General features: G+C 66.0%; 22 protein-coding genes and 3 tRNA genes. 19 read left to right on the plus strand and 6 right to left on the minus strand.

The window, feature by feature from the left end; all coding sequences use genetic code 11:
- Positions 1-146 precede the first annotated feature (146 nt).
- Positions 147-839, minus strand: a complete 693-nt coding sequence (locus HMPREF1137_RS04905; protein ID WP_007589586.1) for a type 1 glutamine amidotransferase — start codon at positions 837-839, stop codon at positions 147-149.
- A 279-nt stretch (positions 840-1118) separates the two neighbouring features.
- Complete coding sequence (locus HMPREF1137_RS04910; RefSeq protein ID WP_007589494.1) at positions 1119-2312, minus strand: cobalamin-independent methionine synthase II family protein; 1194 nt, start codon at positions 2310-2312, stop codon at positions 1119-1121.
- 322 nt (positions 2313-2634) lie between these two features.
- On the opposite strand from HMPREF1137_RS04910, the gene ilvD reads away from it, so the two are divergent.
- Positions 2635-4482 carry a dihydroxy-acid dehydratase gene (gene ilvD / locus HMPREF1137_RS04915; protein WP_034496861.1) on the plus strand — a complete coding sequence of 616 codons (1848 nt, stop codon included), beginning with the start codon at positions 2635-2637 and terminating at the stop codon, positions 4480-4482.
- A 23-nt stretch (positions 4483-4505) separates the two neighbouring features.
- A complete protein-coding gene (gene lplAB / locus HMPREF1137_RS04920) occupies positions 4506-5555 on the plus strand; it encodes a lipoate-protein ligase LplAB (protein ID WP_034496867.1) in 1050 nt (349 codons plus the stop codon).
- Positions 5556-5633: 78 nt separating this feature from the next.
- Here the strand turns inward: lplAB and HMPREF1137_RS04925 are convergent, their stop codons facing one another.
- Together HMPREF1137_RS04925 and HMPREF1137_RS04930 are read right to left on the minus strand one after the other, a co-directional pair.
- Positions 5634-6254, minus strand: coding sequence for a MarC family protein (locus HMPREF1137_RS04925; RefSeq protein ID WP_007589532.1), 621 nt, complete (start codon positions 6252-6254; stop codon positions 5634-5636).
- A 47-nt stretch (positions 6255-6301) separates the two neighbouring features.
- Positions 6302-7000 carry a YggS family pyridoxal phosphate-dependent enzyme gene (locus HMPREF1137_RS04930; RefSeq protein ID WP_007589477.1) on the minus strand — a complete coding sequence of 233 codons (699 nt, stop codon included), beginning with the start codon at positions 6998-7000 and terminating at the stop codon, positions 6302-6304.
- Between the two features lie 115 nt (positions 7001-7115).
- On the opposite strand from HMPREF1137_RS04930, the gene HMPREF1137_RS04935 reads away from it, so the two are divergent.
- The 8 genes from HMPREF1137_RS04935 (at position 7116) to HMPREF1137_RS04970 (ending at position 11355) form a co-directional block, all read left to right on the plus strand.
- Positions 7116-7505: a YccF domain-containing protein gene (locus tag HMPREF1137_RS04935; RefSeq protein ID WP_007589582.1), complete on the plus strand. Its 390-nt coding sequence runs from the start codon at positions 7116-7118 to the stop codon at positions 7503-7505.
- Between the two features lie 19 nt (positions 7506-7524).
- Positions 7525-8034, plus strand: a complete 510-nt coding sequence (gene ybaK, locus HMPREF1137_RS04940) for a Cys-tRNA(Pro) deacylase (RefSeq protein ID WP_007589475.1) — start codon at positions 7525-7527, stop codon at positions 8032-8034.
- A 151-nt stretch (positions 8035-8185) separates the two neighbouring features.
- On the plus strand, positions 8186-8464 hold the full coding sequence (locus HMPREF1137_RS04945) for a type II toxin-antitoxin system RelB/DinJ family antitoxin (protein WP_034496870.1): 279 nt from the start codon (positions 8186-8188) through the stop codon (positions 8462-8464).
- A 28-nt stretch (positions 8465-8492) separates the two neighbouring features.
- Positions 8493-8753, plus strand: coding sequence for a type II toxin-antitoxin system YafQ family toxin (locus HMPREF1137_RS04950; RefSeq protein ID WP_034496883.1), 261 nt, complete (start codon positions 8493-8495; stop codon positions 8751-8753).
- Between the two features lie 37 nt (positions 8754-8790).
- A complete protein-coding gene (locus HMPREF1137_RS04955; protein WP_034496886.1) occupies positions 8791-9474 on the plus strand; it encodes a Pr6Pr family membrane protein in 684 nt (227 codons plus the stop codon).
- A 53-nt stretch (positions 9475-9527) separates the two neighbouring features.
- The gene (locus HMPREF1137_RS04960; RefSeq protein ID WP_007589492.1) at positions 9528-9956 is read left to right on the plus strand and encodes a bleomycin resistance protein; all 429 of its coding nucleotides are present in this window, start codon (positions 9528-9530) and stop codon (positions 9954-9956) included.
- Between the two features lie 177 nt (positions 9957-10133).
- Positions 10134-10697 carry an NAD(P)H-dependent oxidoreductase gene (locus tag HMPREF1137_RS04965; RefSeq protein WP_007589486.1) on the plus strand — a complete coding sequence of 188 codons (564 nt, stop codon included), beginning with the start codon at positions 10134-10136 and terminating at the stop codon, positions 10695-10697.
- Positions 10698-10731: 34 nt separating this feature from the next.
- On the plus strand, positions 10732-11355 hold the full coding sequence (locus HMPREF1137_RS04970; protein ID WP_007589536.1) for a TetR/AcrR family transcriptional regulator: 624 nt from the start codon (positions 10732-10734) through the stop codon (positions 11353-11355).
- On the opposite strand, the gene HMPREF1137_RS04975 is transcribed toward HMPREF1137_RS04970, so the two are convergent.
- Positions 11336-14089: a DEAD/DEAH box helicase gene (locus tag HMPREF1137_RS04975; protein WP_034496873.1), complete on the minus strand. Its 2754-nt coding sequence runs from the start codon at positions 14087-14089 to the stop codon at positions 11336-11338. The two genes, HMPREF1137_RS04970 and HMPREF1137_RS04975, sit on opposite strands and share 20 nt — an antisense overlap.
- 255 nt (positions 14090-14344) lie before the next feature.
- Here HMPREF1137_RS04975 and HMPREF1137_RS04980 point away from each other — a divergent pair, with 255 nt between their 5' ends.
- From HMPREF1137_RS04980 to HMPREF1137_RS04995, 4 genes are all read left to right on the plus strand, one after another.
- Positions 14345-15829: an alanine/glycine:cation symporter family protein gene (locus HMPREF1137_RS04980; RefSeq protein WP_007589571.1), complete on the plus strand. Its 1485-nt coding sequence runs from the start codon at positions 14345-14347 to the stop codon at positions 15827-15829.
- 116 nt (positions 15830-15945) lie between these two features.
- Positions 15946-16713 (plus strand): fumarylacetoacetate hydrolase family protein, encoded by a 768-nt coding sequence (locus HMPREF1137_RS04985; RefSeq protein WP_007589584.1) that lies wholly within the window; start codon positions 15946-15948, stop codon positions 16711-16713.
- Between the two features lie 103 nt (positions 16714-16816).
- The gene (locus HMPREF1137_RS04990) at positions 16817-18262 is read left to right on the plus strand and encodes a purine-cytosine permease family protein (protein ID WP_081493512.1); all 1446 of its coding nucleotides are present in this window, start codon (positions 16817-16819) and stop codon (positions 18260-18262) included.
- A complete protein-coding gene (locus HMPREF1137_RS04995; protein WP_007589541.1) occupies positions 18259-19056 on the plus strand; it encodes a purine-nucleoside phosphorylase in 798 nt (265 codons plus the stop codon). The genes HMPREF1137_RS04990 and HMPREF1137_RS04995 overlap by 4 nt, the downstream gene beginning before the upstream one ends.
- Positions 19057-19142: 86 nt before the next feature.
- Here HMPREF1137_RS04995 and HMPREF1137_RS05000 read toward each other — a convergent pair whose 3' ends face one another.
- Complete coding sequence (locus HMPREF1137_RS05000; protein ID WP_007589546.1) at positions 19143-20315, minus strand: MalY/PatB family protein; 1173 nt, start codon at positions 20313-20315, stop codon at positions 19143-19145.
- 144 nt (positions 20316-20459) lie between these two features.
- Here HMPREF1137_RS05000 and gltX point away from each other — a divergent pair, with 144 nt between their 5' ends.
- The 5 genes from gltX to pulA all read left to right on the plus strand — a co-directional run bounded on the left by gltX (position 20460) and on the right by pulA (position 26677).
- Positions 20460-21965: a glutamate--tRNA ligase gene (gene gltX, locus HMPREF1137_RS05005; protein ID WP_007589523.1), complete on the plus strand. Its 1506-nt coding sequence runs from the start codon at positions 20460-20462 to the stop codon at positions 21963-21965.
- 198 nt (positions 21966-22163) lie between these two features.
- Positions 22164-22235 (plus strand) — tRNA-Gln (locus tag HMPREF1137_RS05010).
- A gap of 26 nt (positions 22236-22261) precedes the next feature.
- Positions 22262-22334: transfer RNA gene (locus tag HMPREF1137_RS05015), tRNA-Glu, on the plus strand.
- 21 nt (positions 22335-22355) lie between these two features.
- Positions 22356-22431 (plus strand) — tRNA-Glu (locus HMPREF1137_RS05020).
- A 121-nt stretch (positions 22432-22552) separates the two neighbouring features.
- Positions 22553-26677, plus strand: coding sequence for a pullulanase-type alpha-1,6-glucosidase (pulA, locus tag HMPREF1137_RS05025; protein WP_196792958.1), 4125 nt, complete (start codon positions 22553-22555; stop codon positions 26675-26677).
- Positions 26678-26710 lie beyond the last annotated feature (33 nt).

Consider the following 26710-nt stretch of genomic DNA (forward strand, 5'->3'; position numbering starts at 1 on the left):
TTGGTTCCTGGAAAAGCCTTGTAGGCGCGCCGTTTTCCTCTAAAATAGGAGCAGGGCCTCATCTCCGCTCGCTGCGACGAGGCCCGATTGTCAATCGCAGTGTGGGTACCGCGTGGGGGTGCCCGCACTGCGATTCTGTTTGCGCCTTAGAAGACGCCGGAGACCCAGTCGGCGAGCGTCTTGCAGGTGGAGGCCAGCTCGCCCTCGTGGGCGTCGTATCCGGCCACGATGTCCTCGGTGTCGACGTCCTCGTTGTTGACTGCCCATACGGTCGCGGTCTCGCGCGTGACCTCGGGGTGGAATTGGACGCCGAGGGCGGTGCCAAAGGAGAAGATCTGCGTGTATTTGTCCGAGCGCGCCCACTCGCGCGCGCCGTGGGGGAGTTCCACGATGGCGTCACCATGGTCGGCGAACACCGTGTGGGTTGAGGCCAGGGCCATGCGCAGGGGGACGGCTCCGCCGCCGCCCGCCTGGTCGTTCGTGCCCCAGGCCAGGGAGATGACGCCGTATTCGGGGCCCGCCGGGTCAGCGACGCTGACGCGCCCGCCGAAGGTCGCAGCGATTAGCTGGGCGCCCAGGCAAATGCCGAGCACACGAATGTTGGCGCGCACGCAGCGGCGCAGCAGCTCGCGTTCGGCTTCCAGCCACGGCCAGGCCTCGTCGTCGTAGGCATTCGCCCGGCCACCCAGCAGGATGAGGGCGCCCGGCAGGGGAGCGGCCGCCAGGTCCTGGAGGCGCTGCGGGTCCTCCCAGGCGCGCACCACCTCGTGACCGCCGAGGAAGGCGGACAACTGACCCACCGGAACGATCGGGTCGTTTTGAATCACGAGGATGTTCATACATCAATTGTAGTCGCGATCACGCGCCGGTACCTATCGGCCCTTGAAGAAAGCGAACAGCTGGCGCTCGCGGACGCGCCGCAGCCCCCAATCCCGGAACCCGACGCGGCGTGCGATCCCCACCGCGGCAAGCCGACCCGGAAGCGGGGGCTGCAACACACGACCCATTGTGTGACGCCAAGCTCAAAGAACTGGGAGCTTTGGCTGAGAAAACCCTGGGAAAAGCGCGCGGGGTGGATCCTCATCCACCCCGCGCGCCCCAGGCCAGCAATCAGGCGATCACTTCGATGCGAGACGAGCACCCTCGGCAAGAGCCTCCAGCTTCGCCCACGCAATCGACGGGTAGATACGGCCGCCCAGGCCACAGTCCGTCGACGCCACGACACGCTCGTCGCCCACAATGTCCGCGAACTGGCGGATACGCTGAGCCACCAGCTCCGGGTGCTCCACAACGTTCGTCGAATGCGACACCACGCCCGGGATCAGGTACTTGCCCTCGGGCAATTCGATATCGCGCCAGATCGTCCACTCGTGCGCATGGCGAGCATTCGCCGCCTCAAACGTCAGTCCGTTCGCGTTCACCAGCAGGGCCAGATCCACGATGTCCTTGAACGCAATATCCGTCGTGTGCGGGCCGTGCCACGAACCCCAGCACACGTGGAAACGCACCAGAGACGGGTCAATGCCCTCCAGCGCGTGGTTCAGCGCATCAATACGCACGCGCGAGAACGCGCGGTAATCCTCGACGGACGGCTCCGGGTTCATCTGATCCCAGCCCTCCGCGATATCCGGCGCGTCAATCTGCACCGTCAGGCCCGCGTCCGTAATGCGCTTGTACTCCTCGCGCAGCACATCCGCGCACGCCCACACCACGGCCTCGTCATCCTCGTAGAACGCGTTGCCCACGCGAGCCGCCGAACCCGGCGAAATCGCTGCCACGAAACCATCCGACACGGGCTTGCCCACAGCCTCCAGCGCGTGCTTCACGCCCGCGATATCGCGCTCCACGGCCTCGGCACCGATGTAGGTCAGCTCGTCCACGATCGCCGGGAATACGACCTTGTTGTCGCTCACGATCTGAATACCCGACTCCGGGTCACCGTACGCGTCCGCGAAACGCTGCCAGTCGCGGCGCTCAGCAAACGACGAGAAAGCCAGGCGGCCATCGCGGCCAGCCGGGGGACGCAGCTCAAAGCCACCCGAGTTCTCAAACGACAGACCGCCAAAACGCGAGAAGGAATACGTCCACCACGCGCCGTAATCAACCGTGTCGAGCATCGCGTGGCCGTACTCGCCATCGTTGACGATATCCAAGCCAATCTCAGCCTGACGCTTCACAACGCCGTCAACCTCGGCCTGCAGCACGGAGGTGAAATCAGCGTCGCTCAGGGAACCCTCGCGGTGCGCGGCGTTCGCCTTAAGCAGCTCGGGGGTACGGGGCAGGGAACCAACATGAGTGGTGCGAATGGTCATCGCAGTCCTTTCTCTTCACTGTGCCCTCAGCCTACGTTTCGCGCGTCGAGAACGAGGCCGAATGTCCACACCGTGACCAATGCGATCAACCACTCATCTGGCAAGACGCTAATTCACGCACGCGCCCCTTGCGTTTTCCTTGCAATCACGCCCACAAGCGTCCACCCACTGACACGGCGCCCCACTCACCACAGCCCCCGAAATACCGCGCGAAAACCGCTCCCACCCAGCCCCAGCCTCGTCCATGAGACGAAACCCGCACGGAAACGCAGCGCTCACGCTCCTACTGTTGAGTCATTACAAGGCAAAAGAAAGGCACATCATGAGTCGCCCGCTGCGCTCGGCAACATCCACCCAAGGCCGCAATATGGCCGGAGCTCGCGCCCTGTGGCGCGCCACCGGCATGACGGACGGCGACTTCGGCAAGCCGATCATCGCCATCGCCAACTCCTTCACCCAGTTCGTGCCCGGTCACGTGCACCTGAAGAACATGGGCGACCTCGTTGCCGGAGCCATCGAAGCAGCCGGCGGCGTCGCCAAGGAATTCAACACGATCGCCGTCGACGACGGCATCGCCATGGGCCACGACGGCATGCTCTACTCCCTGCCCAGCCGCGACCTCATCGCCGACTGCGTCGAAACCATGGTCAACGCGCACCGCGCCGACGCCCTCGTGTGCATCTCCAACTGCGACAAGATCACCCCCGGCATGCTCCTGGCCGCCATGCGCCTAAACATCCCCACCATCTTCGTCTCCGGCGGCCCCATGGAATCCGGCGCCGCCGTTGACGGCGTCGTCGAACACCGCCTCGACCTCATCGACGCCATGGTCATGGCCGTCGACGACTCCGTCAGCGACAACCAGCTGGCCAGCATCGAAGCCAACGCGTGCCCCACCTGCGGCTCCTGCGCCGGCATGTTCACCGCGAACTCCATGAACTGCCTCAACGAGGCCATCGGCCTGGCCCTGCCCGGCAACGGCACCACCCTGGCCACCCAGATCGAACGCAAGAAGCTCTTCACCGAGGCCGGCACGCGCATCGTCGACATGTGCCGTGCCTACTACGACAACGAGGATGACTCCGTCCTGCCGCGCTCCATCGCCACCAAGGAAGCCTTCGAGAACGCCATGAGCCTGGACGTGGCCATGGGCGGCTCCACCAACACCGTCCTGCACATCCTCGCCATCGCCAACGAGGCCGGCGTCGACTTCACGCTCGACGACATCGACGCGATCTCGCGCCGCGTGCCATGCCTGTGCAAGGTGGCCCCCAACTCCACGACCTACCACATCGAGCACGTCCACCGCGCCGGCGGCATCCCCGCCCTGCTCGGCGAGCTCAACCGCGCCGGCCTGCTCAACCGCGACGTGCACTCCGTCCACTCTGACAACCTGGAGAACTGGCTGGGCGCGTGGGACGTGCGCAGCGGAACCGCCACCGACGAGGCCAAGCACCGCTTCCTCGCGGCCCCCGGTGGCGTGCGCACCACCCAGGCATTCTCGACCGCCAACCTCTTCGAGTCCCTCGACACCGACTCTGAGGCCGGCTGCATCCGATCCGTCGAGCACGCCTACACGAAGGACGGCGGCCTCGCGGTCCTCTACGGAAACATCGCCGCCAACGGCGCGATCATCAAGTCCGCCGGCATCGACGAGTCCCTCTTCCACTTTGTCGGCAAGGCCTTCGTCGTCGAATCCCAGGAGGAAGCCGTCGAGGCCATCCTCAGCAAGCAAGTCACCGAAGGCGACGTCGTCGTCATCCAGTACGAGGGCCCCAAGGGCGGCCCCGGCATGCAGGAAATGCTCTACCCGACCTCCTACCTCAAGGGCCTGGGCCTGGGCAAGAAGTGCGCCCTCATCACCGACGGCCGCTTCTCCGGCGGCACGTCCGGTATTTCTATCGGTCACATCTCGCCCGAGGCCGCGGCCGGCGGCGCGATCGGCCTCGTGCGCACCGGCGACGAGATCGAAATCGACGTCAACAACCGCGTCCTGCGCGCCAACGTGAGCGACGAGGAACTCGAGCGCCGCCGCGCCGAAAAGGGTGCCGCGCCGTGGAAGCCCTCCAAGCCTCGCCCCCGCCAGGTCTCCGACGCCCTGCGCGTCTACGGCATGCTCGCCGCATCCGCCGACAAGGGCGGCGTGCGCGTCCTGCCCGACTGGGCGTGAGCGAAGCGCCTACAATCGTGGGCATGCATGGAGAGTACAAAGTCCCCGGAGGAAAGCTCGTCGTCGTCGATACCGACGTGGAGGAGGACCGCCTCGCGCGCGTGAGCGTGTCCGGCGACTTCTTCCTCGACCCCGACGACGCACTCACCCGGATCACCGCGTCCCTCGAAGGAGCCCCGGCCTCGTCGAGCGCGAAGGATCTGGCCGCGCGCGTGGAGGCCGCCCTCCACGAAGGCGACACCCTCATGGGCGTGACCCCCGAAGCCGTCGGCATCGCCGTACGCCGCGCGCTGGGCGCCGCCCTGTCGTGGGACGACATCGACTTCGACGTCATCCACGGCCCCGTCGTCGACCCGATGATCAACGTCGCCATGGACGAAACCCTGGTCGAAGACGTGGCCGCGGGACGCCGCAAGCCCTTCATGCGCCTGTGGGAGTGGAACGGCCCCCAGGTCGTCATCGGCTCCTTCCAGTCCTACCAGAACGAAATCCAGCAGGACGGCGTCGACCGCTACGGCATCACCGTGTCGCGGCGCGTCACCGGCGGCGGCGCCATGTTCATGGAGCCCGGCAACTGCATCACCTACTCGCTCGTCATCCCCACCGCCCTCGTGGAGGGAATGAGCTTCGAGCAGGCATACCCCTACCTCGATCAGTGGGTCATGGAGGTCCTCGAAAAGCTGGGCATCAAAGCCAAGTACGTGCCGCTCAACGACATCGCCTCCGAATTCGGCAAGATCGGCGGCGCCGCGCAGAAACGCTGGGCCAACGGCTACATGGTCCACCACGTGACCATGGCCTACGACATCGACGCCATCAAGATGAACGAAGTCCTGCGCATCGGCATGGAGAAGATCCGCGACAAAGGCACCCGCAGCGCCGTCAAGCGCGTAGACCCCATGCGTTCCCAGACCGGGCTTCCCCGCGAAGAGATCCTGAAGGTGTTCTTCGACCACTTCAAGGAGAAGTACAACGCGAGCGTCGGCACCATCACCGAGGCGGACCTCGAGGTCGCACGCAAGCGCTGCGAGACGAAGTTCGCGCGCGAGGAGTGGGTGCACCGCATCCCCTGAGTGCCCCTTATTCGTGGCCCGCTTCGGCGTCGTTTCGACGAGGCCGGGGCGGGCTTTCGCGTTTAACAGCGGGCGGTCTTAGAAGAGCTGAAGTGCGCGCACCCCGTGGATGATGAGTTCGACGCCGATGACGAGGATAAGGAAGCCCATAATTCGCACGATCGCGCCGACGCCGGTAGCTCCGAGCTTGTCGATCCAGGGCGTTCCGTAGCGCAGCAGCACCGCGATGGCGGCGGCTGTCACCGCAATTCCTAGGACGATGCCGACGTGGAATCCGATGGCCGTATTGCGGGCGGCCAACGCGATGACGACGCCGATCGAGCCGGGTCCTGCGATGAGGGGCAGCGCCATGGGGGAGAAAGACACATCCGCCTTGGCCGTCGCGTGCTGGTCCTCCTCGTTGGTGGAGCGGCGCTTGTTTTCCAGCATCGAGAAACCCGAGTGCGCGACGACGAGGCCGCCGGCGATCTGCAGGGAGGGCAGGTCGAAGCCGAAGAAGCGCATGATGAGCGAGCCGCAGACAGCAAAGGCCGTCAGGATCGCGAACACGTAGATGCCGGTCTTCCATGCCTGGGAGCGCACTGCCGCCGGATCGTCGGACGCGGTCAGGCCCGCGAAGGCGGCGAGACCTCCGATCGGGTTGGTGATCGGTGCGAGTGCCAGGATCGACGCTGATAGTCCAGCAAGAACGCTCATCATGCCCTCAATCCTAACGGGTGTGACGCGGGCGGGGTTGAGCGGTCTCGTCAGAGGCGGCGGGCTCCGAAAACAGCCGTTCCCAGGCGCACGATCGTCGCGCCCTCGGCGATGGCCCACTCCAGGTCGCGGCTCATGCCCATCGACAGCGCGAGGTCGGATTCTTCGATGCCCAGGCGCGCCGCTGCCTCGTCCCTGATGCCGCGCAGCTGCGCGTAGGCGGCGCGCACGTCGGCCTCAACGGGGGAGTTCAGGCCCACCGTCATGAAGCCCACGAGCTGCAGGTGGGCCGAGGTCTCGACCGCGTCGATCAGTGCGGCGACGTCGGAGGGGGCGCAGCCGTGCTTCGTGGCCTCGCCTGAGACGTTCACCTCGACGAACACCGGGAGCGTGCCGGTCGCCCGCGCGTCGATCTTCGAGGCCAGCGCGGGGGAGTCGAGCGACTCGATCGCGTCCACGCAGGCCAGCGCGTGGTTGATCTTGTTGGACTGCAGAGGCCCAATCAGGTGAATGCGTGCGCCGGGTACCTCGCGGATCGCCTCCACCGTCGCACGCGCCTCCTGCACGCGGTTGTGGCCGAGCAGGATAGGTAGGCCCGCCTCGCTCAGGGCGGCGGCGGCTTCGCGGCATTCCTCGGGCGTGCGCGTCTTGACCGCCAGCTCCAGGTGCACCGAATCGGTGCGGCCGCACGCGGATGTCGCGCGGTCGATGCGGTCGCGGGCAGCGGCGATGGCCTCGGGAATACTCATGCCCTCATGGTACGCGCGGAGTAACTTTCAGGGGCCAATCAGGGGCGACTCAGGGGAATCTGAGCGAGGAGTCGTGGCAGACTAGAATGTTCACAGAACAACGAAAGGACACGCCATGCGTACCCTGCTCAACATCATCTGGTTCTTCTTCGGAGGGCTCCCGCTCTTCCTGGGATACCTCCTTGCGGGTGTCGTCGCCTGCATCTTCGTCGTCACGATCCCCGCGGGCGTGGCCTGCTTCCGCATCGCCGGTTACGTGCTGTGGCCCTTCGGTAAGAGCGTTGTCGACCAGCCCAGTGCGGGCGCCGGATCGGCCCTCATGAACATTGTGTGGTTCCTGGTCGCGGGCCTGTGGCTCGCCATCGGCCACGTGACCACCGCCGCCGCGCAGGCCATCACGATTGTCGGCATCCCGCTGGCCATCGCCAACCTCAAGATGATCCCGATCACCTGCTTCCCCTTCGGCAAGGCCGTCATCGACGACCCGACCGCATCCATCCTCTGACGCGTCCTACACTGGGGTCATGGCTCGTAAACACAACAAAGAACACGGCGGCGGCCCCACCCACGCCATCGAGGCGCTCACGGCGGCCGGCGTTGCTTTTACCATCCACGAGTACGAGCACGACCCGGCCGCCCGGGCGTTCGGCGAAGAAACCGTTGAGAAGCTGGGGATCGACCCCACCCAGGCTTTCAAGACCCTCATGGTGCGCCTGGAGCCCACCGGCGAGTTCGTCGTCGGTTGCGTGCCCGCCCTGGCTCACCTGTCCATGAAACTGATCGCCAAGGCCGCAGGTGCGAAGAGCGCCGCCATGGCCGACCCTGCCGTCGCACAGCGCCGCACCGGCTACGTCGTGGGCGGGATCAGCCCACTCGGGCAAACCACTGCGCACCGGCTGTTCATCGACTCGGCGTGCCTGGACCACGAGACCATGATCGTCTCGGGCGGGCGCCGAGGCCTGAGCGTCGAACTGAGCCCCCTCGACCTCGTCGAGCTGACGGATGCTGAGGTCACGGACCTCGCCCAGGTCTGACCCTGGCCGGATTTGAACTCCGCCTCGGCCGTTTCACCATGCCGACTTCATCGCGGAAATCATGTCGGTGTCTGCGCGCGCAGGCATATGTCATACATCTGTGGTGCGTTGTATAATAAAAGTCGTACATTCGTCTGAAAGGTGTGGCGATATGAAAACAGCGACGCTTAACATGCGCGTTGATCCAAGCGTGAAGGAAGAAGCTGAGAGGGTGTATGCCCAGTTCGGCATGAACCTCACCGACGCTGTGAATGTTTTCTTGCACAAGTCCATCATGGAGGGTGGCTTACCCTTTGACTTGCGCCAGCCCCGCTTCAACGCTGAAACCGAGCTAGCTATGCGCGAGGCTCGCGACATCGCCGCAGGGCGTGTTGCCGCTACCCGTTACGCGTCCGCGGCACAAGCGTTCGCGGATGTCGATGATGAGTGAGCCTCAGCGGGGCCAGCGTGCCCTCGTGATGACCAGTCAATTCAAGAAGGATCTCAAAAGGGCCCGCAAACGAGGGCTCCCTATCAAGGAGCTCGAAGCGGTCATTGATCTCATTCTTACGGGCGAAGTGTTGCCTCCCCAGCGGAGGGATCATCTCTTGACCGGGGACTATGCGGGGTTCCGTGAATGTCATATTCGGCCGGATTGGCTGTTGATCTATCTGGATGAGCCAGAGATCTGCGTTGTGACCGCAATTCGTACGGGTTCCCACTCGGACCTGTTTCAATAGCTGCTGTTTCCGTGAGAGTCGAGATCCTATGGTTGACATGACTGAACTGAGCGGTCGCGGGCGCGCCGCCTACTGGGTGGTTGCCGCCCTCGCGTGGGCGGGCGTCGCCGCCACTCTTATTATCACGGCCTTTGATGGCTACGCTGCGCCGACCTACGTCGAGGAGGGCCTCTTCGCGGGTGCCCCCCATGGCTGGGCGGGTGCTCCCGAGCGCCTCATCAACTGCCTGTCCTACTTCACCGAGCTGTCCAACATCATGGTTGCGATCATCTCGACCCTCCTCGCGCGCCGAGGCTGCGTCGGGGCGTGGGGGAGGGCCACGCACCTGTGCGCGCTCATGATGATCACGGTGACCGCGATCGTCTACGCGACGCTGATTGGTCCCTACGAGGTTCTCTCCGGCTTCGCGCTCGTCACCAACCCGCTGCAGCACATCGTCGTCCCGGCCGCCTTCGTGGGCACGGCCGCGCTCGCGGGGCCGCGCGGTGGCATCACGTGGGCGACGCTGGGGCGCGCCCTGCTGATCCCGGTCGCGTGGGTGGCGTACACGCTCGTGCGCGGCTCCTTCACGCACCAGTACCCCTACGGCTTCGTCAACGTGTGGCGCATCGGCTACGCGCAGGTCGCGATCAACATCGTGGCGATCTTGATCGGCGCCCTGGTCTTCATGGCGCTCTTCGCGGGTGCCGATTGGCTGATCCGCAAGGCCTCGCGGCGCTGACGGTCTGCGCATCTCCCGGACACGGTCTCGTCCGAGGCCGCTAGAGTGAGGCTATGAGCAACGAACCCGGGCTTGTTCCTGAACTTACCGTCACCGATTACGAGGCATCGCGCCGTTTTTGGTGCGACCTCGTCGGTTTTTCCCTTCGCTATGAGCGGCCTGAGGAAGGATTCGGCTATCTCGTCCTGGGTAACGCGCACCTGATGCTCGACCAGATCGACCGCGGGAGGACGTGGGCAACCGGTCCCCTTGATCTGCCGCTTGGCCGCGGGATCAACCTCGAGGTTCAGACCGAAGAGCTGGACAGTGCATGGCACCGCATGGCCGAGGCAGGGTGGCCGATCTTCGTCGAACCCGAAGAGAAGTGGTATCGGGCGGGAGATATTGAAATCGGCGTCCGCCAGTTCCTAGTCCAGGATCCCGACGGTTACCTGCTGCGCCTCCAGCAGGAAATCGGTGAGAGACCCGCTCTGCGAGGATAACTTGGACGGCGGGGCAATATCGATCCTAAGTCGGAATGGTGGCTGCCCCTCTTGAGGTGAGAGGGTGCTACTGCTCCTCTCCGGGTGTAACTCTCAGCTCTTTGAGACCTCTTATGTTGTGTGGGTGGGGTCTCTGCACTACAGTTGTAATCAATCAATTACAACAAAGGGGAAAATATGAAGATTCTTGTCATTCAGGGCAGTCCTGACGCGGGAAGCTACTCGCATGAACTCGCAACGACTTACGCTGATGAGGCGCGCAGCGCTGGGCATGACGTGCGTATGATCGATCTGGCGACGGAGGATTTTGATCCCGTTCTGCGCTACGGATACCGCCAGCACATGGAGGACGAAAGTGGTCCCAAGCGGTATCAGGAGGACATAGCCTGGGCCGATCACCTCGTGTTCAGCTTCCCGATTTGGTGGTCTGCTGAACCCGCGATTTTGAAAGGTTTCCTTGATCGCACTCTCACGCCGGGATTTGGGTACCAATACGTCGACGGTAAGAGCCAGGGCTTACTGAAAGATAAGACCGCGGCACTCATCGTCACATCCCGTGCTCCTTCGTTTATCTACCGAATCTTCGGTGGTCCAATCTGGCGGTGGAAGAGTATGGTCCTGGGCTTCGTGGGGATTCGCCTGACCAAAGCTCTGATGCTTGGCCGCATTGAGCAGGAAGTTGATACTCCTGCTTACCGCGCTGCGTTTGTCGAGACAGTTCGAGCTTACGCGCGCGGATAGACTGTCCGTATCACCGAAATTGGGAGGTCCAGGTATGGCCGCGACGCGTATGCCAGCCAATGAACGCAAGGCACTCATGCTGGAGGCTGCCGTCCGTGTGTTTGCGCGGGTTGGCTACGCTGCGGCCACGACGGACTCGATCGCGCGCGAGGCAGGCGTCAGCCAGGCGTATGTCGTGCGTTTCTTCCGGTCGAAGGAAACACTTTTCGAGGAAGCTGCTACGTATGTTGTTGAGCAGCTGTGTCGACGTTTTGCTGAGGCACCCGTAGCGGCGGATTCTACCGACGTTGAACGTCGGGAATTGCTGGGGGACATGTACGCGGAGATCGTGAAAGACCGCGACATGTTCATGATGATCATGCGCCTATTCATGATGGGATCCGATCCGCGCTTCGGGCAGCTCTCCCGCGATAGCTTTGCACGTGTGTACCGCGTCCTGCGAGAAGACGTCGGGATGGATGCTGAACAGGCTAGGCTCTTCCTCTCCCACGGTTTGTTGATGAACCTCGTGCTGTCGCTGCGTCTGTGGGAAGGCGAAAGAGTCTTGTCGGATGAGATCCTTGGATTTCTCGGGAAAGGACGCGCGGAGGCTATGTATTCACTGCATGACGCGCATGGTTCCTCGAATGATGAAGGATCTACCGCGCCCCGACGGTGACCGTGGCCAGGGCAACCCGCCCAGCCTCGTCTGAGGCGGGCACGTCCACGAGGGCGACGATGCGCCAGTCCATGTCCTCCTCTGAGTCGAACAGGGTCTGCGTGGCCAGCCAGAACGTGCCCGCCGCAGCCTGATCCACCGCGTCCGCGATCGCCTCGATGCGCGCCACCTGGGCGCGCTCGAAATCCGACGACACCACAGCGGGGGCCAGCTCCAGCACGTCCTCGCGGGTCGGGGCCTCATTCAGGGAGCACAGTGACAGGGCGCGCGCACGCTGGTCGATACCGATCCACTCGTGCTCCGCCCAGTAGCGCTCGAGCACCGCGTCCCACTCGTCCTCGCTCCACGGTGCGACCACCGGGGTGCGCGAGGCCTCGTCCAGACGCGCCAAGGCCTCGACGTTGTCGCGGCTCATCGCCTCCACGCGCTCGAACAGGGCGCCACGGATCGCCGTGCGGAACGCGTGGCGGTTCGCGCTGAAGGGAACGGTCCCGTCCTCCCGCGCGCCAAACGCCAGCTCCGCGCCCTCCGTGCCGTCGCCATCGGCCGCCGGGGAGAGGGCCTGGCCCGTGGACATGGCCTCCCACTCGTCCAGCAGCGAGGAGTCAACCGCGCGGATCAGGGCAGACAGCCACGCAATGATCGACCGTAGCTCGTCCGTCGTCAGCTCGTCCGGCACGATCTGGCGCAGCGCGCGGTACGCGTCCGTCAGGTAGCGCAGCACGATGCCCTCGGAGCGACCCACGTCGTAGCGGCCCACAATCCCCGTGAACGTCAGCGCGTTCTCGATCATCTCGCGCACGACCGACTTCGGGGAAATCTCCTGATCCTCGATCCATGGGTTCGCGTGCAGGTACACCGCGAACGCGTCCCCCAGCAGATCGGCAAGCGGGCGCGGCCACGTGACCTCCTCCAGGGCGGCCATGCGCTCGTCGTACTCCATGCCCTGCGCCTTCATCGCTGCCACGGCCTCGGCGCGCGCCGCCTTCTCCTGCGCGAACAGGAGCGGGCGCGGATCCTCCAGGACCGACTCGATGACCGAAACGACGTCCAGGGCGAACGTCGGGGACTCCGGATCCAACAGTTCGAGGGCCGCCAGCGCGAAGGGGGAGAGCGGCTGGTTAAGTGCGAAGTCATCCGGCAGGTCCGTGGCCGCACGCAGGCGAGGCTCACCCGACGCCGAGGCCTGCGCAGAAGACACGTGCTCGACGACGCCCGCCTGCTTCATCGACGTGTAGATCTCACCCAGGCGGCGCAGGTGCGGGTTGCGATCCGTGGGCGGATCGTCGTTGTTGCGCGCCAGCCACACGAGGTGCTCGCCCGGGTCGCGCCCGGCCGCAGGAGCACCGGCCAGCACGTTGAGGACCATCGCGTGCGTCATCTCGAAACGGCTCGTGAGCTGCTCGGGAGCCGCATCCACGAGGCGCTCGAACGTCGAGCGCGTCCACGAGATCTCGCCCTCGCCTGGCCCCTTGCGCTTTTTCGCGGACTTCTTCGCCGCGCGCTTGGCCTCGCGGGCGTCGCGTGCGGCCTCCTGCGCGGCGCTCAGGCGTGCGCGCTCACGGGCGGCATCGACCTCGTGCTCGGGGGCCAGGACGCGCACGAAACCGACCGTGTCGAAGCCGGCGCGGCCGGCGCGGCCCGCGATCTGGTGGAACTCGCGCGCGCTCACGTGGCGCATGCGCCGACCGTCGTACTTCACGAGCGACGTCATCAGCACCGTGCGGATCGGGACGTTGATACCCACGCCCAAGGTGTCCGTGCCGCACACGATCGGTAGCAGGCCCGCCTGCGTGAGGCGCTCGACGAGGCGGCGGTAGCGAGGCAGCATGCCCGCGTGGTGCACGCCGATGCCCTGCGCGAGCAGCGACTTCAGGGTCTGCCCGAAGCCCTTCGTAAACGACACGCCCGCCAGCTGCGCGGCGATCGCCTTCTTCTGCTCGGGAGAAATCAGCGAGGAACGGTCGAAAGACTGCGCGGTAGCAACCGCGTCGCGCTGGGAGAAGTGCACGATGTAGACGGGCCAACGGCCTTCGCCCAGCAGCCGCTCCACCGTGTCGGGCAGGCGGTCCACGACGTACTCAAACTCGAGGGGCACGGGGCGTTCCGCGTCGTCGATGAGGGACACGTCGCGCCCGGTGCGTTCCTTCCACGCGCGCTCGAAACGCGTCGTGTCGCCCAACGTCGCGCTCATCGCGACCACCTGCGGGGTCCTCAGCTCCAGGAGCGGCACCTGCCACGCCCAGCCGCGCTGACGATCCCCATAGAAGTGGAACTCGTCCATGACGATCATGTCCGCGTCCAGCGTCGGCCCCTCGCGCAGCGACTGGTTCGCAAGGATCTCGGCGGTGCAGCAGATAATGGGCGCGTCGGCGTTGAGAGACACGTCGCCGGTCACCATGCCGACGTTGTCCGCGCCGAACAGGGACACGAGGTCAAAGAACTTCTCCGACACCAGGGCCTTGAGTGGCGCCGTGTAGTAGGAGCGGCCACCGTGCGCCATCGACGTGAAGTGCGCGGCGAGCGCGATCATCGACTTGCCCGACCCCGTGGGGGTCGCAGCGATCACGTGGTTGCCCGCGAGGATCTCCACCAGGGCCTCCTCCTGGTGGGGGTAGAGCGGACGCCCGGTGCCCTCGGCCCAGGACACGAAGGCCTCGTACAGGGCATCGTCGTCGCCCAGACGGCCCTCGTCCTCCAGGTCGTCCAGGATCTCGTTCAAAGTCGCGCTCATGCTCCCATTGTCCCAGAGTGCGCCCACGTCTGCGTCCCCGCACCGCCGGGCTCTTCCCGCAGCTCATCGACGAGGCCGGGGCGCCTCGTCCGGAAACAGCGCGGGCGTGCGCGTGGCGAGACGTCGCCTGCCGGGTGAGGAGCCCTGTGGCAAGATGAACGGGTCCCATTACAACGCGCGGGTGCGTCCCGCGACAGCGCGCGAGGCTCGGCGCACTTCACCCGGCCTCGTCTTTTGACACCCCGGGAGGCTCCTGTGGAACACATTGCCCAGATCGAGCAGCAGATTGCTGACTGGATCACGATGCACCTGACGATTGTCATCCTGATCGGCGTGGGCCTCGTCCTGACGGTCGTCTCCCGCGGCGTGCAGCTGCGCCTGTTCCCGGAGATGGTGCGCACGGTCCTCGGCTCGCGCAAGGGAGCCGACGGCGGCATCTCCTCGTTCCAGGCGTTCGCGATCTCGCTGGCCGCGCGCGTGGGTATCGGAAACGTGTTCGGCGTGGCTGCGGCGCTCATGTTCGGCGGCCCGGGCGCGATCTTCTGGATGTGGGTCGTGGCCCTGGTGGGCATGGCGACCGCGTTCTTCGAGGCGACGCTGGCCCAGATCTTCAAGGTCAAGCACTCCGACGGCTCCTTCCGCGGCGGCCCGGCCTACTACATCAAGCGCGGTATGAAGAACCGCGTCCTGGCCAACGTCTTCGCCGTTATTACAGTCGTCACCTGCGGCATCGTCATCACCTCCGTGCAGTCCAACGCCATCGCGGGCACGCTCACGAGCGCCTTCGGTGAGGCCGCTAAGCAGCCCCTGCCCGGCGCGGGCGGCTTCTCGGCTGCGCAGCTCACGGTCGCAGGCCTCATCTTCGTCTTCTCTGCGATGGTCATCTTCGGCGGTATCCGCACCGTCGCCCGCGTCACCGAGTGGATGGCCCCGATCATGGCGACCGTCTACGTCATCATGGTCGCCATCGTCTGCCTCATGAACATCACGCAGTTCGGCACCGTTCTGGGTCAGATCTTCACCTCCGCGTTCTCCATCGACGCCACCGTCGGCGGCCTGGGCGGCGGCATCATCGCCGCGATGATCAACGGCACCAAGCGTGGCCTCTTCTCCAACGAGGCCGGCCAGGGCACCGCTCCTAACGCCGCCGCGACCGCGACCGTGTCCCACCCGGTGCGCCAGGGCCTCATCCAGTCCCTGGGCGTCTTCATCGACACGATCGTCGTGTGCACTGCGACCGCCTTCGTCATCCTCATCGCAGGCGAGAAGGTGTGGGGCGGCGCGGACGTGAACCCCTCGAACCTGACGACCCTGGCCGTGGCCCACGAGCTGGGCGCGTGGACGATCGTCCCCATGGCGATCCTCATCTTCGTCCTGGCCTACTCCTCGATTATCGCCGCCTACGTCTACTCCGACACGAACATGTCCTTCGTCTTCGGGGATGCCCGCTGGGCGAGCTGGACCGTGCGCGTCGTGTGCGTGGCCTCGGCAACGATCGGTGCCCTGCTGACCCTGGACGTCGTGTGGAACGCCGTTGACATCGCGATGGCGGTCATGACGATCACGAACCTGGTGGCCCTGGTCTTCCTGGCCCGCTGGGTGCTGGGCGCGCTGCGCGACTACGAGGCCCAGCGTCGCGATGGCGTCGCCGAGCCCGTCTTCGTGGGTGAGAAGAACCCGCTGCTGCCCGGCGATGTTCCGGGTGGTGTGTGGAAGCGCCCCAAGCAGAAGAAGAAGTAATAGCTGCTGACCACCTCGCCGGGTGTGCCGGGCACGTCTCGTGCCTCGCGCACCCGGCGTCGTGTCTGTCGGCGCTGCTCGCCGCGGCGCACGCGAGGCTGCGTTAGGCTACCGGCATGAGAATCGCACGTTTTTCCGATGGTACGAACCCGGTCTACGGCGCCCTTGAGGAGGGCTCGACGAGGATCGTGGGGCTCAAGGGTGACCCGCTGTTTTCGCCCGTGGAACCCTCCGGCCAGATCTACGAGCTGGACGAGGTGCGCCTGCTCTCCCCGGTGATCCCGCGCTCGAAGGTTGTGGGCATTGGCGACAACTACTCGGACACCCCGATTCCGGCTGATGAGCGCCCCGAGCCGCCGATTTTCCTGAAGGCCAACACCTCTGTTGTGGGCCCCGACGACCCGATCGCGATCCCCGCCTGGTCGAACGCGGTGGCCTTCGAGGGTGAGCTCGCGATCGTCATCAAGTCCCTGGCTAAGGACGTGAGCGTCGAGGACGCGCCGCAGATGATCCTCGGCTACACGATCGCCAACGATGCCACCGCCCGCGACGCGATGACGGGCGGCCCCTGGTCGCGCGGAAAGTCTTTCGACTCAGCGTGCCCGCTGGGCCCGTGGATCACGGTCGACCCCGCCCTTGACGTGACCAACCTGGCGATTCGCTCGTACCTGAACGGTGAGATCGCTCAGGACTCCTCGACCGCGCACATGATCTGGAACCCCTTCGAGCTGGTGTCCTACGTGTCTCATCAGATGACGCTGCTGCCCGGCGACGTGATCGCCACGGGCGCGCCCGCGGGTGCCGAGATCGTTCACGCCGGTGATCGCGTGGAAATCGAGATCGAGGGGATTGGAAGACTGACGAATCCCGTTGTCCGAGCCTAACTGTGTGACCTGTGTGATAGGATTACGTCGTTCTGACAATATCTCCGTCGCATAGGAGCACACCGTGAGCGAACCCCAGTCATCGGGCGCGCTGGCCGTCGAAATGGCCGGCCTGGACGTCATCCCCGAATCCGATCGCAAGGGAAAACCCTCCGACCTGTTCATGCCGTGGTTCGCGGCGAACATTTCGGTCCTGGGTATCTCGTGGGGCTCGTGGGTCCTCGGCTTCGGGCTTTCCCTCGCCCAGGCGGTCGTCGTGTCCGTCGTCGGCGTGGCCCTGTCCTTCCTGGTCTGCGGCCTCATCGCCATCGCCGGTAAGCGCGGCTCCGCCCCGACGCTGGTCCTGTCGCGCGCGGCCTTCGGCTTTAACGGCAACCGTATTTCCGCTGCGATCTCGTGGATCCTGACGGTGGGCTGGGAGACCTTCCTGGCGATCATGGCCGTCCAGGCCACGGCCACGGTGATGGGGGCGCTCGGCTTCACCAACCACGTCGTCGCCCAGATCATCGCGCTGATCCTCGTCGTCGTGCTGGCGGCTGGCTCGGGCATCCTCGGTTTCGAGGCGATTATGAAGGTTCAGACGTGGATCACCTGGGCCACCGCGGCCCTGACGATCGTCTACCTGGTGCTGGTCGCCCCGACGATCGACTTCGCGGTCCTCTCCTCGCGCCCCTCGGCGCCCCTGACCGCGGTCCTGGGTGCGGGCTGCATGCTCCTCGTGGGCTTCGGTTTTGGCTGGATTAACGCGGCCGCCGATTACTCGCGCTACCTGCCGCGCGCGGCCTCGACGAAGGGTGTGGTCGGCTGGACGACGGTGGGTGCGGCGCTGCCCACGGTCATCCTGGTCTTCTTCGGCATCCTCCTGGTTGGCTCGGCCGATGAGTCCCTCTCCGAGGCGATCGGTAATGATCCGATCGGCGCGCTCACCACGCTGCTGCCCACCTGGTTCCTCATCCCCTTCGCGCTGGTTGCGATTCTGGGCCTTATCGGCGGCATCGTCATGGACATCTACTCCTCGGGCCTGTCGCTGCTGGCCACGGGCGTGCCCGTCTCGCGTCCGGTCGCCACCGCGATTGACGGCACGATCATGACGGTCGGCACGATCGTCGTCGTGTTCTTCGCGGACTCCTTCCTGACCCCCTTCACGGCGTTCCTCACGACCCTCGGCGTCGTCATCGCCGCGTGGGGCGGCGTCATGCTGGCGGACATCGCACTGCGCCACAAGGACTACGACGAGCCTTCGCTCTTCACTCCTTCGGGTCGCTACGGCTCGGTGAACTGGGGTGCGGTCGCCTCCCTGATCGTCGGCTCGCTGGTGGGCTGGGGCCTCGTCGTCAACGCGAGCGCCTCCTGGCTGTCCTGGCAGGGCTACCTCCTCGGCCCCCTGGGCGGCCGCGAGGGTGATTGGGCGGGCGCCAACATTGGCATCCTCCTGGCGATGGTCGTCGGTTTCGTCGGCTACTGGGCGACCAGCGCGGGCCGCGTGCGCGCGCAGGAGAAGCTGCCCTCGCGCACCTATGCCGAGGGCGCGGGCGAGGACGAGCAGTGAGCGTCGACCCGCGCTTCACCACCGCTCTCCTCGACGACGAGGCCGTGGCCGGCGCCCGGGTCCTCACCTCTCTTGCGGGACGCCCGGATGCGCTCGTCGTGCTTGGGTCCGGCTTGGCCGAGGCTCTCGACGAGGCCTGGGGAGCCCCCGTGGCCACCGTGCCGCTGGGCGATATCCCTGGCGTCGTCGCGCCGGTTGCGGACGGGCATGGTGGCGAGCTGCGCGCCTACGAGGCGTGCGGGGGAGTGGTCCTCGTGGCCACGGGCCGCACGCACCTCTACGAGGGGCTGGGCGCCCGCCCCGTCACGGCCCTGGCCCGCGGTGCCGTTGCGGCGGGGATCAGCCGCGCGGTCCTCACGAATGCGAACGGTTGCCTGAAGCCCTGGAACCTAGGCGACGTCATGGCGATCACCGACCACGTGAACTTCAGTGGCACCTCGCCCTTCGATGGGCCGCTCTTCCTGGACGTGTCGGCAGTGTGGGATGCCCAGATGACGCAGGGGCTGCGCGGGGTGTGCCAGCGCGAGGGTACTTACGCGATCCTGCGCGGCCCCGAGTACCAGACCATGGCCGAGACCCGCATCCTCGCGAGCCTGGGCGTGGACTGCGTGGGCATGTCGACCGTCATGGAGGCCATCACGCTGCATGCCCTGGGCGTGCGCGTCGCCGGCATGTCGGTCGTCTCCGACCTGTCCTTCGCCGACGCCCCGACGGATCCGACCGCCGTCGTCGAGGCGGCCTCTGCGGCCCGCCAGACCGTGGTCGCAGGCATCGAAGCGGCCCTGGGCGCCTAAGCAGGAATCAGGCGCAAACGAGGCCGTGGCCGGGAGGTGGATGTCCACCGTTCCCGGCCACGGCCTCGTCTCGCGTGAGATGAAGATCAGAGCAGGCCGAGGACCCTCTCCACGATCCGCGAGGCCACGTCGGGGGCGCATGCCAGGTTGATGCGCGCCCACGAGGCGTAGTCGGCCCCCAGGGTGCGGCCCTCGTTGGCTGCGATGCGGGCGCGCTCGCGCAGCGTCGCGGCGGGGGAGAGGGGGCCCAGGTCCACGCCTTCGAAGCCCCACCAGGTCAGGTACGTGCCCTCGGGGCGCACGAAGTCGATCGGTGTATCCGCGAGAGCGCGTTCGACGAGGTCCACATTGGAGTGGATCAGGTCCTTGACCTCGCGCTGCCAGGCATCGCCCCGCTCGTAGGCGACGATCGCGCCGACCGTGCCGATGACGTTGGCATCGTGGCGCACGTCGGCGGCGAACACGTCCCAGCGCTCGCGCAGCGCCTCGTCGGGCAGGATCACCTGCGCGGAGGGCAGGCCTGCGATGTTCCATCCCTTCGACGCGGCGGTCGCGGTCACCGTGTGGGATGCGAACGAGGGGCCAAGCGACGCGTAGGAAACGAAAGGAATCGACTCATCCAGCACGAGGGAGGAGTGGATCTCGTCGGAGAACACGAGCGCGTCGTACTCGCGGACCACGTCGTGCAGGGCGCGCAGCTCGTCCTCGCGCAGGACGCGGCCGACCGGGTTCCAGGGGTTGCACAGGATGACGAGGCCGGCCCCGGCCTCGAGCCCGGCGCGGATCCCCTCCAGGTCGAGCGCCCAGCCGCGTCCGCCGGCACGCGTGCCGCGCAGCGAGGGAACCTCGATGACGGGGTGGTCGAACTTGCCCGGGATCGTCAGGAAAGGCATGTAGGCGGGGGTGGGCACGATGATCGGCGCGCCCGGGCGCACCAGGTGCTCAATCGTCGCTTCGAGGGCGGGCAGGACCGAGGCCACGAGGCGCACATGGGAGGCGTCCACGTCCCAGCCGAAGCGACGCTTTTGGAACTCGGCGGTCGCGCCTGCGATGCGCGGCTCCAGCCAGGTCGGCTGGTAGCCGAGCAGGCCGTCGTCTATCGCGCCCTTCATCGCGTCGGCAACCTCCGGGGCCGTCCCGAAGTCCATTTCCGCCACCCACGCGCCGATCGTCGGCTCACCGCTTGAGGTCGTGATACCCGTCCACTTCAGGGAACCGGTGCGGTAGAGGTGGGAGTCGGAAAAGAGACGAACGGACACGGTGTCCTCCTGGATGAGTCGGTGGATGCGGCGCGGGCCGATCCCGGTGATGCAACCAGCGTATCCGCGCCCCCGGTCCGCGTCGCAGCGCGCCCACCCATCAAGCAAATGCAACAGCCACCGCTGGAGTAGGATGGAGGAATCATGAGTGAAACAACTGCCACCGGTGCCGACGTTCGCGTCCGCTTCTGCCCCTCGCCCACAGGAACCCCTCACGTCGGCATGGTCCGCACGTGCCTGTTCAACTGGGCCTACGCCCGCCACACGGGAGGAACCTTCGTCTTCCGCATCGAAGACACGGATGCCGCCCGCGACTCCCAGGAGTCCTTCGACCAGATCATCGAGTCCCTGCAGTGGCTGGGCCTCGATTGGGACGAGGGCGTCGGTAAGGGAGGCCCGCACGGCCCGTACCGCCAGAGCGAGCGCATGGACATCTACCGTGACGTGGCCGCCCGCCTGCTCGAGGCCGGGTACGCCTACGAGTCATACTCGACCCCCGAGGAGATCGAGGAGCGTCACCGCGCCAAGGGTGAGGATCCCAAGCTCGGCTACGACGGCTTCGACCGTAACCTGACGGAGGAGCAGATCGCCGCCTTCCGCGCCGAGGGCCGCCAGCCCGTCCTGCGCCTGCGCATGCCCGACGAGGACATCACGTTCACGGACCTGATCCGCGGTGAGATCACCTTCAAGGCCGGCTCGGTGCCGGACTATGTCATCGTGCGTGCCAACGGCCACCCGCTCTACACGCTGGTGAACCCGATCGACGACGCGCTCATGGAGATCACCCACGTGCTGCGCGGCGAGGACCTGCTCTCCTCGACGCCCCGCCAGATCGTTCTGTACCGCGCGCTCGAGGCCATTGGCGTCGCCAAGTTCATGCCGCGCTTCGGCCACCTGCCCTACGTCATGGGCGAGGGCAACAAGAAGCTGTCCAAGCGCGACCCCGAGTCGAACCTGCTGCTGCATAAGGCCGCCGGCATGATCCCCGAGGGCCTCAACAACTACCTGGCCCTCCTGGGCTGGTCGATTGCCGCGGACCGCGACATCTTCTCCATGGAGGAGATGGCCCAGGCCTTCGACATTTCGGAGGTGAACCCGAACCCGGCGCGCTTCGACCAGAAGAAGGCCATCGCGATCAACGCCGAGCAGATCCGTCTGCTGGACGGCGAGGACTTCCGCAACCGCCTGGTGCCCTTCCTCCACCGCGACGAGGTTGTTTCGGCCGACTCCTTCGAGGCGCTGACCGATCATGAGCGCGAGATCCTCACCGAGGCCGCGCCGCTCATCCAGACGCGCATCCAGCTGCTCGGCGAGGCCACGGGCATGCTCGGCTTCCTCTTCGTTGCCGACGACGCCCTGGAGATGGATGAGAAGGCCGTCTCCAAGCTGAAGGACAACGCCGTGGACGTCCTGGACGCCGCTATCGAGACTGTCGAGGGTCTGACCGAGTTCACGACCGCGGCGCTCGAGGAGTCGCTGCGCGCACGCATCGTCGACGAGATGGGCGTCAAGCCCCGCCTGGCCTTCGGCCCGCTGCGCGTCGCCGTGACCGGCCGTCAGGTCTCCCCGCCGCTGTTCGAGTCCATGGAGATCCTGGGCCGCGATTCCTCGCTGACCCGCCTGCGCGCCCTGCGCGCCTCCCTGGCCTGATCTCTGCGACCAGCCCCGGCCTCGTCGCCCTGTTTGAGGGACGAGGTCGGGGCTTCGTCGTGCCTGGAGGTGTTTCCTTCGTGGGGGAGAGGTGGTGGGTGATCGGGACCACTAGCCTTCGATTTGGCATGAGGGCGTCGGTCCGCTACAGTTATCTCCTGTCGCCAGCGACGTGAAAGCGAAGCAGGTGATACCCAATGGGGTATGGTGTAATTGGCAACACAGCTGATTCTGGTTCAGCCATTCTAGGTTCGAGTCCTGGTACCCCAGCGGTCTGAAGCGTAAGTTTCAGCAAGGCCCCCATCGTCTAGCGGCCTAGGACGACGCCCTCTCACGGCGTTAACACCGGTTCAAATCCGGTTGGGGGTACGGATTCATAAGTGAATCAAGGCCCCCATCGTCTAGCGGCCTAGGACGACGCCCTCTCACGGCGTTAACACCGGTTCAAATCCGGTTGGGGGTACCAATGACCTCGTCACCTGAGCGGTGGCGAGGTTTTTTGTTAACCACTCGGTCCGCGTTTTCGCTTGTGCTTTGCAGAAAAGTTTCGGAACCGTTGCAGTGTGTCTAACCTAGGAGCAGCCCCCATGGGAGGGGACCGCTTTTGGACGAGGGAGTCTGTCGTGACATACCGACTCAATAGGACAATGCTGCGCCGAACGCTGGGCGTTGGCGCTGCTATCGCGCTGATGGGAGGTGTACTTCCAGCCGCGTGGGCCGCGCCCGAGACAGGAACGTCAAACCTGGGTAACGATGCGACTGCTGCCGACGCGGGAGCTGCCGGCGCCGCCGCCGACGTGCTGGTGACAATCCCCGGTAACCACAACATGGCGATGGGATGCGACGCCGACTGGGCGCCCGGCTGCGATAAGGCTGCGCTCAAGCGCGACGCGACGGGCGTGTACAGCGCGACGTTCACGCTTCCGGCCGGCGACTACCAGTACAAGGTCGCCGAGGGCGGCTCGTGGGACACGTCGTTTGGTGCCGGGGGCGCTGCGGGAGGGGCAAACATCTCCTACACCCTGAGCGAAACGACGTCCGTCACCTTCTTCTACAACCGCGCGACGCACCGCGTGTGGAACACCGCGACCGACCAGATGGTGACGCTGCCGGGTTCCTTCCAGAAGTCCTTGGGCTGCACTGATAACTGGAAGCCCGCATGCCTGGCACCCCTCATGGAGCCGGTGGGGGACGGGACCTACACCTACGCCACCACCGCGCTGCCTGAGGGCAACTACGAGTTCAAGGTTGCCATCGGCGGGTCCGACAACGAGAATTACGGGCAAGATGGCGCCATCGGCGGTGCCAACTACCAGTTTGCGACGAAAGCGAACAAGCTCGTGACCTTCACCTACGATTCTCAGACGCACAAGGTCAACATCGCGAGCGCTGACGCCCCGGTCGCGGGCGCTGGCGAGCAGCGCGCCTACTGGGTGACCTCGAACATTCTCGCGTGGCCGACCTCGCTGCTGCCCGAGGGTGTGACTCGCGCGCAGGTTCTCGACGGTTCCGCGAAGCTCTCCTATGAGCTGGTGACCGCCCCCGAGGGCGGCGCCGGCCTGGCGGATGGCGCCGTCACCGGCGCTTCGACGAGCGCCCTGACCGTCGCGGGCGACCTGCCCGCCGAGGTGACCGCGGCCCACCCGAACCTCAACGGATACATCGCCCTGAAGGCCTCCCTCGACGAGGCCGGAGCCCGCGAGGCCCTCACCGGCCAGATCGCGGTCGCCCAGAAGTCGGGGGAGAGCATCAACGCCTTCACCGGCGTGCAGATCGCACCCGTCCTCGACTCGCTCTACGCGGCGAAGGCCACCCAGGCCTCGTACGGCGTGGGCTGGAACGAGGCGGGTAACCCGACGTTCGCGCTGTGGGCGCCGACCGCTAAGAACGTGACCCTGCTGTCGTGGAACACTTCGACCCCGCGCGGCTCCGACGCCGACGTGCAGGGGGACGGCCTGCGTACCGCCGCCGTGCGCGGCGAGGACGGTCGCTGGAGCGTGGACAACGCCGCCGGCGACATCCACGAGGGCGCCCAGTACCTGTGGGAGGTCAGCGTCTACGTGCCTGAGACGGGCAAGGTTGAGACGAACCTCGTCACCGACCCCTACTCGGTGGCCCTGACCGTTGACTCCACGCGCTCCGTGGCTGTCAACATGGACAATCCGTCGATCGCCCCCTCGCTGTGGACGGACTCGAAGGCCCCCGTCATCGCAGATGACGCCCAGCGCTCCATCTACGAGCTGCACGTGCGCGACTTCTCCGCCGCAGACACGTCGGTGCCCGAGGACATGCGCGGCACCTACATGGCCTTCACGCAGTTCCAGTCCAACGGCATGCGCCACCTGGCCGAGCTGTCGCGCGCCGGCATGAACACGGTGCACCTGCTGCCCACTTTCGACATCGCGACCATCCCCGAGAAGCGCGCAGACCAGAAGACGCCCGCGATCCCCGAGAATGCCGGCCCGGCGTCCGAGGAGCAGCAGGCGGCGGTTGCGGCCGTGGCCGACCAGGACGCCTACAACTGGGGCTACGACCCGCTGCACTGGATGGCCCCCGAGGGCTCGTACGCGACCGCAGCCCACCAGAATGGTGGCGCGCGTGTGCGTGAATTCCGCTCCATGGTGGGTGGTCTGCACTCGATCGGCATGCAGGTCGTCCTTGACCAGGTCTACAACCACACGCCCTCGGCGGGTCAGTCCGCCCATTCGGTCCTTGACCGCGTCGTGCCCGGCTACTACCAGCGCCTGAACGCCACCGGCGGTGTCGAGACCTCAACCTGCTGCTCCAACGTCGCGACCGAAAACGCGATGAGCGAGCACCTCATGATCGACTCGATGATCCACTGGGCGAAGTACTACCACGTCGACGGCTTCCGCTTCGACCTCATGGGCCACCACCCGGCCGAGGAGATGAAACGCGCGAAGGCGGCCCTGTCCTCCCTCACCCTGGAGAAGGACGGCGTGGACGGCTCGCGCCTGTACATCTACGGCGAGGGCTGGAACTTCGGTGAGGTCGCGAACAACGCGCTGTTCACCCAGGCTACGCAGGGTCAGCTGGATGGCACCGGCATTGGTGCGTTCAACGACCGCCTGCGCGACGCCGTGCACGGCGGTGGCCCCTTCGATGAGGACCACCGCGTGCTGCAGGGCTTCGGCTCGGGCGCGTTCTCGGACCTCAACGGCCTCGACACCCGCTCGGAGGCGGATCGCCGCGCTGATTATCTGCACCGCGTGGACCTGGTGAAGCTGGGCCTGGCGGGCAACCTGAAGGACTACACGCTCACCACCTACGACGGTAAGACCGTGCCGGGCACGCAGCTGGACTACAACGGCCAGGGCGCCGGGTTCGCCTCCCAGCCCGCCGAGAACGTCAACTACGTGGACGCCCACGACAACGAGACGCTCTTCGACCTGGTCACCTACAAGATGCCCGCGGATGCTCCAATGGATCACCGCGTGCGCATGTCGCTGATCAGCCAGGCCTCCGTGGCCCTGTCGCAGTCGCCCTCCTTCTGGGCCTCGGGCACGGAGATGCTGCGCTCGAAGTCCCTGGACCGCGACTCCTACAACTCCGGTGACCACTTCAACGCGATCGACTGGTCGATGCGCGACAACGGTTTTGGCCGTGGCCTGCCGGTGAAGTCGAAGAATGGCGCGGCCTGGGATCACATGCGCCCGCTGCTGGAGAACCCCGATCTGAAGCCGACCCCGGAGCAGATCGACACCTCCTCGGAAATCGCGATGGACTTCCTGCGCGTGCGTTCCTCCTCGCGCCTGTTCACGCTGGGCAGCGCGGATCTGGTCCGCTCCAAGGTGACCTTCCCCAACTCGGGTGAGGGCGCCGTGGACGGCACGATCGTCATGCTCATCAACGACGAGGCCGGGGCCGGGAATGACATCGACGCGAAGCTCGACGGTGCTCTCGTCGTCTTCAACGCGACGGGGGAGTCCGTGACCACCGCGGTCGAGGGCCTGTCGGGTCGCGTCTTCAAGCTGCACGAGGCCCAGGCGAACGGCTCGGATGAGACCGTCAAGGGCGCGTCCTTCGACGCGAAGACGGGCTCCGTCACGGTTCCCGCTCGCACGGTCGCCGTCTTCACGCAGGCCGCGGGTGATCGCATCGATCCCACCGTCACCCCGGATCCGGATCCGGCTGCCGCGCAGTGGGTCGCCTCGGGTGATGGACGCTGGTGGCTGCGCTACCCGGATGGGACCTACCCGGCCAACGAGCGCGTTGTCCGTGACGGCGTCACGTACTCCTTCGATGCGAATGGCTGGATGAAGACCGGCTGGCAGGTCGAGGACGGCGCGTGGCGCTACTACGCCCCGTCCGGCGCGATGGCGACCGGCTGGACCGCCGTCGGCGGCACCTGGTACTACCTGGATCCCGACACCGGAGCCATGGCTACCGGCTGGCTGAAGGACGGCGACACCTGGTACTACCTGAACGCCAGTGGTGCGATGGCGAGTGGCTGGGTGAACCTGGGCGGCGCCTGGTTCTACCTGAACAGCGATGGCTCGATGGCCACCGGCTGGGCCGTCGTGGGTGGTCAGTGGTACTACCTCACGGAATCCGGCCAGATGGCAATCGGATGGGTGAAGGACGGCGGCAGCTGGTACTTCTGCCACCCGTCGGGTGCCATGGCGACTGGACGTGTCGTTATCGGCGGCACCGCCTACACCTTTGATGGTTCGGGCCGCTGGGTCGCCTAGCGGATCGCTACGCAAACGGGTGGGCCGGGACGA

This window comes from Actinomyces sp. ICM39 (assembly GCF_000282935.1).
GTDB lineage: Bacteria > Actinomycetota > Actinomycetes > Actinomycetales > Actinomycetaceae > Pauljensenia > Pauljensenia odontolytica_B.